This window comes from Rhodococcus sp. JG-3 (assembly GCF_000482405.1).
GTDB lineage: Bacteria > Actinomycetota > Actinomycetes > Mycobacteriales > Mycobacteriaceae > Rhodococcoides > Rhodococcoides fascians.
This window is the reverse complement of the sequence record NZ_KI519398.1, coordinates 2,707,815-2,720,661: the sequence shown is the minus strand read 5'-3', so window position 1 is coordinate 2,720,661 and position 12,847 is coordinate 2,707,815. Positions and strand designations below refer to the sequence as shown.

The 12,847-nt window shown below is 66.2% G+C and carries 12 protein-coding genes; 5 read left to right on the top strand and 7 right to left on the bottom strand.

Translation table 11 applies throughout. The features are described from left to right. The first annotated feature begins 25 nt into the window (after window positions 1-25). The 4 genes from K414_RS0114265 to K414_RS0114250 are packed head-to-tail and all read left to right on the top strand — an operon-like array spanning window position 26 to window position 3,382. Complete coding sequence (locus K414_RS0114265) at window positions 26-802, top strand: alpha/beta fold hydrolase (protein ID WP_032370927.1); 777 nt, start codon at window positions 26-28, stop codon at window positions 800-802. Continuing rightward, window positions 803-1,144 carry an MGMT family protein gene (locus K414_RS0114260; protein ID WP_027496546.1) on the top strand — a complete coding sequence of 114 codons (342 nt, stop codon included), beginning with the start codon at window positions 803-805 and terminating at the stop codon, window positions 1,142-1,144. Then, entirely contained in the window at window positions 1,141-1,587 is a 447-nt protein-coding gene (locus K414_RS0114255) for a PaaI family thioesterase (protein WP_237606185.1), read from the top strand. The genes K414_RS0114260 and K414_RS0114255 overlap by 4 nt, the downstream gene beginning before the upstream one ends. Before the next feature lie 13 nt (window positions 1,588-1,600). Further along, complete coding sequence (locus K414_RS0114250; RefSeq protein ID WP_027496544.1) at window positions 1,601-3,382, top strand: NTP transferase domain-containing protein; 1,782 nt, start codon at window positions 1,601-1,603, stop codon at window positions 3,380-3,382. Here the strand turns inward: K414_RS0114250 and K414_RS27020 are convergent. From K414_RS27020 to K414_RS0114220, 6 genes are all read right to left on the bottom strand, one after another. Further along, window positions 3,339-4,073, bottom strand: a complete 735-nt coding sequence (locus K414_RS27020; RefSeq protein ID WP_080736610.1) for a sirohydrochlorin chelatase — start codon at window positions 4,071-4,073, stop codon at window positions 3,339-3,341. The two genes, K414_RS0114250 and K414_RS27020, sit on opposite strands and share 44 nt — an antisense overlap. Continuing rightward, window positions 4,070-5,251 (bottom strand): uroporphyrinogen-III synthase, encoded by a 1,182-nt coding sequence (locus K414_RS0114240; RefSeq protein WP_037220202.1) that lies wholly within the window; start codon window positions 5,249-5,251, stop codon window positions 4,070-4,072. Before K414_RS0114240 ends, K414_RS27020 begins: the two co-directional genes overlap by 4 nt. 20 nt (window positions 5,252-5,271) lie before the next feature. Beyond that, window positions 5,272-5,649 carry a nitrite reductase small subunit NirD gene (nirD, locus tag K414_RS0114235; protein WP_027496542.1) on the bottom strand — a complete coding sequence of 126 codons (378 nt, stop codon included), beginning with the start codon at window positions 5,647-5,649 and terminating at the stop codon, window positions 5,272-5,274. 128 nt (window positions 5,650-5,777) lie between these two features. After that, window positions 5,778-8,273, bottom strand: coding sequence for a nitrite reductase large subunit NirB (gene nirB, locus K414_RS0114230; RefSeq protein WP_027496541.1), 2,496 nt, complete (start codon window positions 8,271-8,273; stop codon window positions 5,778-5,780). A 59-nt stretch (window positions 8,274-8,332) separates the two neighbouring features. Beyond that, window positions 8,333-9,736 carry a nitrate/nitrite transporter gene (locus tag K414_RS0114225; RefSeq protein WP_027496540.1) on the bottom strand — a complete coding sequence of 468 codons (1,404 nt, stop codon included), beginning with the start codon at window positions 9,734-9,736 and terminating at the stop codon, window positions 8,333-8,335. Window positions 9,737-9,960: 224 nt separating this feature from the next. Continuing rightward, complete coding sequence (locus tag K414_RS0114220) at window positions 9,961-11,202, bottom strand: MFS transporter (protein WP_027496539.1); 1,242 nt, start codon at window positions 11,200-11,202, stop codon at window positions 9,961-9,963. 98 nt (window positions 11,203-11,300) lie between these two features. Here K414_RS0114220 and K414_RS0114215 point away from each other — a divergent pair, with 98 nt between their 5' ends. Continuing rightward, window positions 11,301-11,993, top strand: coding sequence for an FCD domain-containing protein (locus K414_RS0114215; protein ID WP_027496538.1), 693 nt, complete (start codon window positions 11,301-11,303; stop codon window positions 11,991-11,993). Here K414_RS0114215 and K414_RS0114210 read toward each other — a convergent pair. Beyond that, on the bottom strand, window positions 11,983-12,837 hold the full coding sequence (locus tag K414_RS0114210) for a TIGR02569 family protein (RefSeq protein WP_027496537.1): 855 nt from the start codon (window positions 12,835-12,837) through the stop codon (window positions 11,983-11,985). The two genes, K414_RS0114215 and K414_RS0114210, sit on opposite strands and share 11 nt — an antisense overlap. Window positions 12,838-12,847 lie beyond the last annotated feature (10 nt).

Genomic DNA, 12,847 nt, shown 5'->3' with positions numbered 1-12,847 from the left:
CCTTCGATGCGGCATAGTGGTTCACGTGCCCGAGTTGAATCTGCATACGTTCGGACCCGCAGACGGTCCCGAAATCCTCGCCGTTCACGGTGTGACCGGCCACGGTGCCCGTTGGTGGGACCTCGCCGAGAATCACCTGCCCGAGGCCCGCATCTTGGCTCCCGATCTGATCGGCCACGGCCGTTCTCCGTCCGTTCCACCGTGGGACATCGACGCTCAGGTCACCGCACTGAAGGCCGTGCTCGACGCCCATGCGCGCGGTCCGGTCGTGGTGCTCGGACATTCGTACGGCGGCGCGTTGGCCGTGCATCTCGCACAGCGGTTCCCCGAGGTGGTGCGCGCGCTGGTGCTGCTCGATCCTGCGATTGCCTTACCGCCGGAGGAGCTGCTCGAGGTCGCCGAGGCCACTGCGAAGTCCCCCGATTACACCGACGCCGACGAGGCGCGTTCGGAGAAGATCCACGGGGCTTGGGCGGACGTGCCCACCGAGTTGCTCGACCGCGAGGTCGCCGATCACCTGGTCCCCGCCGACGGCGGGAAGGTCGCGTGGCGAATGTCGATTCCGGCCATCGTTGCGACGTGGGGCGAGCTCGCTCGTCCGATCGTGGTGCCCGCCGAGAGCGTCCCGACCATCGTGGTGCGGGCCATGCGCGTCGAACCTCCTTACGTGACCGAAGAATTCGTGTCCGCGCTCCGAGACAAGCTCGGCGAGAACCTGCGCACCGTCGAACTCGACTGCGATCACATGGTCGGCCAGGCCAAGCCGGCCGACGTGGCCGAGCTGGTGCGATCCCTGCTGTAGATGGCTCCGATCACCGAGGCGCAGGTGGAGCGGGTACGCGCGTTGGTCGCGTCGATTCCCGTCGGTTCCGTTGCCACCTACGGGGACATCGCGGCGGCGGCCGACCTGTCCAGCCCCCGCATCGTCGGGTGGATCATGCGGACCGACTCCGCCGATCTGCCGTGGCACCGTGTCCTGGGTGCAAGCGGAAAGCCTGCGGCGCATCTGGCGACGAGACAACTCGAGACGCTGCGCGGAGAAGGTGTCGAGATCCGCGACGGGCGAGTGTCGCTGAAGTCCGTTCGGTTCGACTTCGGGGCGCTCCCCCAGCCTCCGACGTCGACCACTAATCTCGAAGGATGAACATCGGAGATCGGCTCGGGCAGTTCGATCCACGCCCTACGGCGAAGTTCGCCCTGTCCAAGGCGAGCACTTTCGTCGCCGCGGCCGGCCTGGTGATCGACGAGGTCTCGGGCACGCGGGTAGCGGGGCACATCGAGTTGACCGAGGAACATTTCACGCCCTGGGGCGTCGTGCACGGTGGGGTCTATTCCAGCGCTGTGGAAAGCGCCGCGAGCATCGGTGCGAGTGAGGCGGTCAAGGATCGCGGCGAGTTCGCGGTCGGAGTGCACAACGGAACCGATTTCCTGCGCGCCAGCAAAGGCGGACGGGTGGATGTTCTCGCGGAACCGTTGCAGCAGGGCCGCGTTCAGCAACTCTGGCTGGTCACGATCACCGCGACCGACAGCGGTAAGACCATCGCGCGCGGCCAGGTTCGACTGCAGAACGTGCCGCTGCCGACGTGATGGGATCGCACCGGTGAGCGGCTCGTCGACCGAGCCGATCTGCGACGCCATCGTGCTCGCGGGTGGTCGCGGATCGCGAATGGCAGGCCTTGCCGGCTCGCCATCTGCAGAAGTCGACAAGCCCGCGCTCACCGTCGGCGGACGACGACTGGTCGACATTGCAGTGGCGGCCGTCTCGGACTGTCGCCGAACGGTACTGGTGGGCCCCACACGCGACGCAGTACCGGGTTCGGTTGTGCAGACCCGAGAGTCCCCCGCCGGCGGCGGCCCGGTGGCAGCTCTGGCCGCCGGACTCGAATCACTCGACGGGACAGCCGATCTGGTGGCAGTCGTAGCGTCGGACATACCGCTGCTGAATGCTTCTGCGGTGCAGTCACTGATCGATCACTTCGACCGAGTCGAGACCGACGCAGTGTTCGCGGCCGACGCCACCGGCCGCACCCAGTTCCTGCTCGGAGTCTGGCGCTACAGCGCGCTGCGCTCGGCGGTGGCGGCGCTCGATACCGTCGAGGGTGCCCCGATGCGCGCACTCGTCCCGAACGAGCACCGCGTCGTTGCGGTTGCCGATATCGAGGACTGCGATACCCCTGCCGATCTGGTCGCCGCGCGCGCCGCAGCCGCGTCGAGATCGGAGGACGTACTCGACATCGACGCCGCGCACGAACGAATTCGACAGCGAGTAGCCGCCCTCCCGGTTCATCGAATTCCGTTGCAGGACACGGCTGGGACCGTGCTCGCGCAACCGTTGGTGGCAGCAACGGCACTGCCTGCGGTCGACATCTCCGCGATGGACGGATTTGCCGTGAGCGGCCCCCCTCCGTGGACGCTGAGACCCGATATCGCCTACGCCGGAACGTCCGGCATCGCCCGACTCGCCGACGGCAGCGCAGTACGCATCGCGACCGGCGCAGCGCTTCCTCCCGGTGCCACTGCGGTCGTTCGCGACGAACACGCGGTCACGACACCGGCCGGCGTCGTAGAACGCGCACCGACGGCGACGTCGACCGACGACACGCGTCGCCGCGGCGAGGACTGGCTTCCCGGAACGGAGTTGGTTGCCTCGGGTACCGCGATCGACACTGCTGTTCGGTCACTCGCCGCGAGCGCGGAGGTGACCGAACTCGATGTGCGGGGACCGGTTCGCGCGCGAATTGTGATCAGCGGAAACGAGATTCGGGTATCGGGTCCGCTGGCACCCGGTGAGACCAGGGATGTACTCGGATCGGCGCTGCCGGAGTATCTGGCGCACTGTGGAATCGCCGTCGTGGACGTACTGCTGCTCGACGACACGGCGACCGCGTTCGCCGACCTCTTGGGAAGTACCGAAAACATCGACCTCGTGGTCGTGGTCGGAGCCACCGGAGGAGGCGCCGCCGATCAGCTACGCTCCACGCTCGCCGCCCTCGGTGCCGAGACCGTGGTCGGGCGAGTGCGCGTGCGTCCCGGCGGATCCCAGATCACCGCGACCCTGCCCGACGGTACGGTTGTCCTCGGCCTCCCCGGCAATCCTCTCGCGGCAGTGAGCACGGCGCTGCTGACCGCACCGGCCATCGTCGACGCGCTCACCGCTCGCGGTCCGCGTTCACCGCGAACGGGGTTGTTGTCCAACGCATCCGAGGTTCGAGCCCCGATCCCTCGAATCGTTCCCGTGGTGGCCGACGGTACCCGCTGGCGAGCCGACACCAAGGTCAGGACAGCTCATCTGGCGCACCTCGTCGGCCGTGATGCGCTCGCTGTGATACCCGCCGACGTCAGCGACGACGAGCCGGTGACAATTCTTCCGTTACCGTACTGAATTCCGAACCGGCCAGCAGTCGAACACCCTCGTGGTACCGCTCGACGACGAGATCGACGATGGCCGGATGCACCCCGAGCGGCGCACCGACGCCGTCGGCTCCCACGTCGGCCAACCGGTTGTGGAAGAGCCCACGAGCCAGCAGATAGCTCGCCACGAACACTCGATCGTGCCCGGCTTCCCGCAGTCCGGACACCGCCTGCGCGACGGTCGGCGTACTGGTGGCCACGTATCCGATCTTCACCGGTGTCCGAGCGGCGTCCGCGAGCATCGCTGCCGCGATCCGATGTTCCTGCAACGCACGAGGATCGGATGATCCTGCGGCCGCGAGCACGATGCTCTGGCCGGCTCGCCAGCCGGCGTCCCGGAGCCGATCGACCATCACTCGTGCGAGCACCGGGTCCGGCCCGAGGGCACGGGTGACGGCGACCGACGAGTGCGCACTGTCCGTGATCTCGCGCGGCACGTCGGTGTGGACGTGATAACCCGATGCCAGAAATGCCGGAACGACGACCGCGGATTCCGGAGTATCGCGCAGCACCTCGGACGGGGACGGTCCCAGCACGTCGACGAAGGCGACACGCGTGGTACCGATCTGCTTCGAGACGGCGTCGGCGAGCGCGGCGACCATCTCCACACCGCGCGGGTTTCGAGTGCCGTGTGCGACCAACACCAAGGTGGGTTCCATCAGTACTTACTCCCCTCGCTCACGGAAACAGCCCCCGCGGGTTCGTGTGCATCACAGTCGGATTCGGTCTCGATATAGTCCAACGCGATACGGTAGCCGCGTTTGACCACGGTCTGGATCACCTTGGGTGCCCCCAGTGAGGAACGGAGTCGGGTCATGGCGGTCTCCACCGCGTGGGTATCGCCACCCCCTCCGGGCAACGAGGCCAACAGGTCTTCACGGGAGACCACGCGCCCCGGATTACGACTCAACGTCTTCATCAGCGCCATCCCGGCCGGGGACACGGGCCGCACCTCCCCGTCGACCACCACACACCGACCCCGAACACTGACCACATGCCCGCCTGCGTGCAGGCGACCGGTTCTCCTGGGCAGCTCCTCGGCGATGTGACGGGCGAGCGCGCCGAGGCGCGCACGCGCAGGCGCAGTGGTGGCAACCGACAGCTGTTCGAGCGGGGCTGCGGTGACCGGCCCCACGCACACCGGAAGCACCCGCGTACGCATCGACTGCAGCAGAGGCTCGAGTACGCCGTTCTCGTCGGCACGCATCAGCATCGACGCGACCGCCGGTGCCGAGGTGAAGCTGATGGCGTCGAGATCACCGACGACGACCGATTCGATCATGCGATCCATCGGACTCTGATCGTCGGGCGCCGTCCAACGGTAGACGGGCACCGGCACCACTTCGGCTCCGGCGCAACGCAGTACCTCGCAAAAATCCGGAACCGGCTCCCACTCGGTGGTCGCGCCGTGCAGTTGTACCGCTATGCGTTTGCCCTCGACGCCCTCGGCGAGCAGATGTTCGAGCACCTCGGCGGACGACTCGGAGGCAGGCGACCATTCCTCGCGCAGATCCGCCGCGCGAATGGCACCGGTGGCCTTCGGACCGCGCGCCAACAGTCGCGACGCACCCAGAGCACGACCGAGTTCTTCGGCTCGCCCCCAACCGTCGGCGGCCTCGATCCAGCCACGAAAACCGATTCCCGTGGTGGCGACGGTGATCTCTGGTGGTGCAGCGATGATCGCCGCGGTGACGCGTTCCAACTCTGCGTCGTCGGCGAGCGGGATGATCCTGATCGCAGGCGCGTGCATCACACTGGCCCCACGCCGCTCGAGCAAAGTCGCGAACTCCTCGGCGCGACGCGACGCCGTCACCCCGACGGTGAACCCGGCCAGAGGCATGTCCGCCCCGGCATTTTCGGTCACGTAGATCCGCCGCGGACGAGCACGACACCCTCGACCGTGGCGACCTCGAACGAGCCGAGCGAGACCTCCGCATCGTCGAGGCAACGTCCGTCGACGAGAGAGAAGACCTGCTTGAGCAGCGGAGACGCGACGGTGGGCTCGCCGCCGCGGTCGCCGACCAGACCACGCGACATCACTGCAGCGCGGCCGTAGGGATCGATGTTGCCGACCGCGAACAGTCGTCCGTCGTCCAGCAAGAACAGTGCCGCCTGGGTGCCGCCGCGCAGCAGCACCGCCACCCCGCGACCCGGGATGAGAGCGTCGAGGGTGCAGGCCGGGGTCCAGTCTCGCGAAAGATCGTTCGGTACCGAAGTATGTGAATCGATGACAGTCATGGCGTACCTCCTGGTCAGCTATTTGACGCTGCCCGTGTTTCTTGGCCGTTAAGCGGCGATTACCCACCTGTGCACATGCGCTCAGGTTCGTGACCTGTCGGTTGTCAGGAACCCGTCACTCGAGCACGTCACGCTCCGATGCGCGGCATCCCCATCAGCACGGGCACCTTGCGTGCGCCGGACTCGTCGAACGCGATGGTCGGATCGGCCTCGGCCGGAGCGTTGACGAAGGACACGAACCGGCCGAGCTTCTCCTCGTCCTCGAGCACCCCTGCCCATTCGTCCTTGTAGCCGGCGACGTGGCGTGCCATGTCGGCCTCCAGTTCTGCGCCGATGCCCAGGCTGTCATCGCAGACGACGGCTTTGAGGTGGTCCAATCCCCCATCGAGCGATTCCAGCCACGGTGCGGTGCGTTGCAGGCGGTCCGCGGTGCGGACGTAGAACATCAGATAGCGGTCGATGTAGCTGACGAGTGTGGCGTCGTCGAGGTTGGACGCGAGCAACTGGGCGTGCTTGGGCGACTGGCCACCGTTGCCGCCGACGTAGAGATTCCAGCCGCCTTCGGTGGCAATGATGCCGACGTCCTTGCCGCGGGCTTCGGCGCACTCACGTGCGCAACCCGACACTCCGAACTTGATCTTGTGCGGCGAGCGCAGTCCGCGGTACCGGTTCTCGAGGTCGACGGCCATTCCCACCGAGTCCTGAACACCGTAGCGGCACCAGCTGGACCCGACGCAGCTCTTGACCGTACGCAGCGACTTTCCGTACGCCTGACCCGATTCCATGCCTGCGTCGACGAGCCGCTTCCAGATTTCGGGAAGCTGTTCGACGCGGGCACCGAACATGTCGATGCGTTGCCCGCCGGTCACCTTGGTGTACAGCCCGAAGTCGCGGGCGACCTCACCGATGACGATCAACTGCTCGGGCGTGCACTCCCCTCCCGGCATCCGAGGCACCACCGAATAGGTGCCGTTCTTCTGGATGTTGGCCAGGAAATGGTCGTTGGTGTCCTGCAACGACGCCAGTTCACCGTCGAGAATGTGATCCGACGAGGTGGACGCGAGAATCGAGGCCACGACGGGCTTGCAGATGTCGCAGCCGGCACCCGATCCGTACTTGGCGATCAACGACGAGAAAGTTCGGGTGTTCGTCGCCCGCACGATCTCGAACAACTCGGCCCTCGACTGAGAGAAGTGCTCGCACAACGACTTCGACAGCACCACTCCCGATGCCGCCAGCAGCGATTTGATCGACGGCAAGCATCCTCCACAGGTGGTGCCTGCCGTGGTGCAGCTCTTCACCGCGGCCAGATCGCACGCACCGTCGGAGATGGCCGAGCAGATCGCACCCTTCGTCACACCGTTGCACGAGCAGATCTCGGCGTCGTCGGGAAGCGCTCCGATGCCGACCTGCTCGGCCGCCGGAGAGATCAACGAACCCGGATCGCCCGGCAATTCGCGTCCGACGAGCGGCCGGAGCAACGAGTACGCCGATGCGTCGCCGACGAGGATGCCGCCGAGCAACGTCTTCGCGTCGTCGGTGACGACGAGCTTGGCGTAGGTGCCCTTCGGCGCGTCGCTGAAGACCACCTCGAGCGCACCCGGAGTTGCGGCCATCGCGTCACCGAAGCTCGCCACATCGACGCCCATGAGCTTGAGCTTGGTCGACATGTCCGCTCCGGGGAACTCCGCTGCGCCGCCGAGCAATCGGTCGGCCACCACCTCGGCCGTCGAATATCCGGGCGCGACGAGTCCGTAGCATCGGCCTTCGACCGCAGCACATTCGCCGATGGCGTAGACGTCGGGATCGGATGTGATGCAGCCGATGTCGACCAGAATACCGCCGCGCTCGCCGACGTCGAGGCCGCTCTCGCGAGCCAGCCGGTCCTGCGGTCGCACCCCGGCGGAGAACACCAGGAGGGCCGCGTCGATCGTGTCGCCGTTGCTCAGCTCGACCGTCAACCCGGCGCTGTCGTTCTCGGTGATCGACGACGTGCCCACTCCCACATGCACGTTCAATCCGAGATCGGTGACGAGGCGGGCCAGTAGCGCGCCGCCGCCTTCGTCGACCTGGAGCGGCATCAACCGCGGCGCGAACTCGATGACGTGCGGCGTCATGCCCATTTTCTTCAGCGCGTTCGCCGCTTCGAGGCCGAGCAGGCCGCCACCGACGACCACGCCCACGGCTCCCGGTCCAGCGGCGTCGGCGCGTGCACGGATCCTGTCCAGGTCGTCGAGGGTGCGGTAGACGAAGCACGCGGGCAGGTCGTGTCCGGCGATCGGCGGGACGAACGGGTAGGAGCCGGTGGCGAGGACCAGCGCGTCGTATTCCACGGTGTCGCCGGCCGAGGTGACGACGGTTCGGTGGTCACGGTCGACGCGCTCGGCCCGCACCCCGGTACGCATCTCGACCAGGGAGTCGCCCGGATAGTCGTTGCCCGCCAACGCAAGTTCCTTGTGGTCCCAGGCACCGACGTAGGACGACAGACCCACCCGGTCGTACGCCGGCAGAGCTTCCTCGCACAGGATCGTGATCTTCCACTCGGCACCCTCGTCGCGCGCCCGCAGCGCCTCGACGAACCTGTGCCCTACCATTCCGTGCCCTACCACTACCGCGTTCTTCATTGCGGGTCCTTCCGATTTCGTTGCCGTGCAGTGTGTTTCGAGTGCGCCTGCACCGAGCGTCAGACAGCTACCGGAGCGTCGGCGTCGGCGGAGTCGGTCCTGCGCAGGTAGATCGCCCACGTGACGATCGCGCAGACCACGTAGAAGCCGAGGAACACCCAGAACGCTGTGGTGGCCGACTTCGCACTACCGGAGTACGACGCCCGCAGCACCAGGTTGATGGCGACACCGCCGAGTGCGCCGATGGCACCGGCGATCCCGATCAGTGCGCCGGACATCTTGCGGGACCAGTGCTGCTGTTCCTCGACCGTCATGCCCTGCAGTGCAACAGATTTCGCAGCGAAGATCGCGGGAATCATCTTGTACACCGACCCGTTGCCGAGGCCCGAGAGCAAGAAGAGTGCGATGAATCCGATGACGAAGAGGACCATCACAGTGCCGCTGGCCGCCCCTGGCGTCGAGTCGTCCCAGGTGCTGGCCGCTACCAGAATTCCGGTGGAGAAGGTCATGGCCACGAACGTGTACAGGGTGATTTTTCCGCCGCCGATCTTGTCGGCGAGCTTGCCACCGAACGGACGCGACAGCGACCCCAGCAGAGGTCCGAGGAACGCGATCTGCGCAGCGTGCAGCGAGGCCTGGGCCTGCTGAGCCGCCGTGGCGGGCGCCCCGTCGGTCAATCCGGCCAGGAAGTTGATCTGGAGTACCTGCCCGAATGCGAAGCTGAAGCCGATGAACGATCCGAACGTGCCGATGTAGAGGAAGGCGATCCACCATGCGTCGGAGAACTTCAACACGTCGATCATGGAGCGGCCGTTGGTCTTCTGGTTGTCGAGGTTGTCCATGTACAGCGCGGCACCGACGGCGGCGATCGCGATGAACACCAGGTACACGGCGCAGACGATCTCGGGCGCGGTGTTGCCGATGGTAGCGATGACCAGCAGACCGATGAGCTGGATGACCGGTACGCCGATGTTGCCTCCGCCGGCGTTGAGTCCGAGGGCCCAACCCTTTTCGCGCTGCGGATAGAAGGCGTTGATGTTCGTCATCGACGAGGCGAAGTTACCGCCGCCGACTCCGGCGAACGCCGCCACGATGATGTACGTGGTGTACGAGGCCGGGTTCAACATGAAGTACATCGTCAACAGCGTGGGAATCAACAACACCAGAGCGCTGAAGATGGTCCAGTTGCGCCCGCCGAATTTCGCCGTGGCGAACGTGTACGGAATACGCAGGACAGCACCGACGAGAGTGGGGACCGCCACCAGGAAGAATTTGCCCGCGGCATCGATGCCGTAAACCGACAACGGCATGAACAGCACCATCACCGACCAGATCGACCAGATCGAGAAGCCGACGTGTTCGGCGACGACCGACCAGATCAGGTTTCGTTTGGCGATCTGCTTACCGCCGCCTTCCCACGCCTGCACGTCCTCGGAATTCCAATGCGCGATCCGGTGATTCACCGAGACGGGAACGGTTCCGGGCGGAACGGGTGCGGTGGCAGCAGAGCCGGTTTCGGCTGAAGCGCTGCGAGAAAGGCTGGTCACGTATGGCCTCCTGGTTCGGTGAGTGACACCAAGATAGGAAAGCCATGTTGCAGCGGCGCTGCGTGCGGTGACCCGCTGATTAACTCGTTCTCACCCGCTCGTCGGCGCGTACGTGAGATCGAACGCGTCGACGAGCCGGGTCACCAGGAGTCTTCGAGCATCCGAGGTCGACAGCACAGATAGCCGCCGACCAGCAGAATCACAACGCACCCGGTGAGCAGCGTCAGCGGCAATCCCCAACCGCCGGACACGGTGTGCAGGAAGCCGAACAGTATCGGTCCGGTGGCCGACACCACGTAGCCCAGCCCCTGGGTGAAGCCCGAGAGCGAGGATGAGCCCACCGCGGTGCGGGTCCTTAGATTGATCAGCGTCAGCGACATCGGAAAGGTCATCGTGCCGAGGCCGATCAGGCACACCCAGATCACCGTTCCGGCGGCAGGCGAGAAGTGCAAGCCGGAGAACCCACAGAGGTAGCACACCGCGGCGACCAGGACGAGGCCGAACGGATTTCGCAGTTTTGCGCAGAGGGTCGGCGTGGCCAGCGACGTGACCAGGCCCATCGCTCCGAACGCGGCGACCGAGGCTCCGGCCAACCCCTCGCCGATACCCGAGTCGATCAACAGCGTCGGCAGCCACGTCAACATCGAATACGTGATCAGCGACGTCATCGCGAACATCATCACCATTCCCCACGCGAGCGAGGATCGATGGATGCGGCCGCCGGATCGGGTGTGCACGGCCGCCGAACCGGCCTCGGCAGAGACGTCCTTCTCGTCGCGACCACGTCGGGCGATCACGACACCGAGCCACGGCAATGCTGCGGCAACACCGACGATCGCCCAGACCCCGATGGAGAGCCGCCACCCGTGGGCATCGGCGACCGGAACCGCGAGCAGCGGCGGAATCATGGTGCTGATCTGGAGTGCACAGATGTAGATGGTGCTGACCACTGCGAGTCGATCCGAGAAGTACCGCTTGACCAGAGGTGGAATGACGACGTTTCCGATACCCATGCCGGCGAGGGCGATCGCGGACAGCGCCAGCAACGACGCCGTGTTCGGCGCGAATGCCCGGGTGGCCATCCCGATCGTGGTCAACGCCATGGCGAGCAGGGCGGCGCGCTCGAGACCGGTGCGCTTGGCGAGAAGCGGTGTCGCCAACCCGAACACGGCGAACATCGCCGGCGGCAGCATCCCGACGACGCCGATGACGGCATCCCCGAACTGCAGATCCGTTGCGATCCTGCCGAACAGAGGGCTGATGGACGTCACGGCGGCGCGCAGCGTCAGCGCAGAAAGAACGATGGCGGCGAACACCAGCAGTCGGCCGCGAACGAGTGATGTACCGGTCTGGGTGGTCTCGGAAACGGTAGGCGCACTCACCGCGTAATCATAGGATGACCGGATCATCGGGTGCAACGCAGTATCATCGTCGGCGCAGCACCCCGAGCACTGCACCGCCCCCAGAACGAGGAGCCTCCGTGCGCCAGGTCCACCGATCGAGCCTGATCACCCAGGTCACTGCAGCCCTGCGCGACGAGATCACGTCGAAACGATGGCCGGTCGGCAGCAGAATTCCCACCGAACCGGAGCTGTGCGAGATGACCGGCACCGGGCGAAACACGGTTCGTGAGGCCGTTCAGGCACTCGTCCACGCCGGCATGGTCGAGCGACGGCAGGGGTCGGGAACGTTCGTCATGACCTGCTCGGACCTCGGCGGCACCCTGGGCAAGTACTTCTCGGACGCCCGTTATCGCGACGTCACCGAGCTCCGGGAAACTCTCGAGGTGACCGCAGCAGCATTGGCTGCGGATCGACGCGACGAGCACGACATCCGAGAGATGAACGACGCCCTCGAGAACCGCAATGTCGCCTGGTCGAGCGGCGACGTGCCGTTGGCCGACGCCGTACGAATCGACGCGCGCCTGCATCGGAGCATCGTCGCCGCCAGCCACAACGCGATCTACCTGGAGTTCTACGACTCGTTGCTACCGGTGATCCACGAGACGATCAGAGAACACGCCACTGCTCACGACGACGACTACGTCGCCGAGCACACAGCCCTCGTCGACGCGATCGTGGACGGTGATTCGGCCCGGGCAATCGCCTCCGCCCGGTCGCTGTTCCGCGAACTCTCCGCCCCTCCGGGCCACGCGCCCGAACCTACAGAATGAGACGCACCAGATCTGCCGTGCGCGCGAGGCCGGGAAATGCCTCCGACGTCGACCGCGGATGAAGTGCGTGCACAGCCAGACGAAACATCAACGCGCGCAACAGCATCTGCGGCCATTCCGGTAGATCGTCCCACCGGCCCACCAGACCGTCGTCGGCGTCTCCCCACGAGAGCGCGTCCACCACGGCGACGCCGGCAGCCCACGACGCCGGACGCCAGTACGGGGTGATATCGCTGATCCCCGGAGCATCGCTGCCGGAGAACAACACCGTCCCGAACAGGTCGCCGTGTACCAATTGGTCCGGCGATTCGACGGGCTTACGCAGTGTCGCAAGCTGTTTGACCAATTCGAGGCTGCTCTTGCCGTCACTCGACGACGGCTCCGGCGCACCCGCACCGCGAGCGGTCCGTAGCGGAACGGCCTCCCAGGCGGCCCGGTCGGCCGCGACGAACACGTCGACGTCGGCCCACGGGGCGACGGGTGGCTGCACCAAGAAGCGGGGACGTTCCAACTGCGCGGTCGCTGCGTGCAACCGCATGGACAACGAGACCACTTCGTCGTGGCGAGGCTCGGGTTCGCCTGCGACGAACGTATCTGCACGCCAACCGGACACGACGTATCGACCATCGGTCGAGCGCACCGGTCGAGCGAGGCGCACACCGTCCACAGTCAGTGTTTCTCGCACCTTCGCAGACCAGGCTGCGCGAGCGTGATCGGCGACGGGCGAGAGCACGACGTCACCCAGACGCCACCCTCCGTCCCAGTCCGCACCCAGTGGCGCAGGCTCGACATCGCGCAGCCCGAACGTAGAGATCACGTGCTGAGGAGGTTCGACAGAGCTCACGAACGCCACG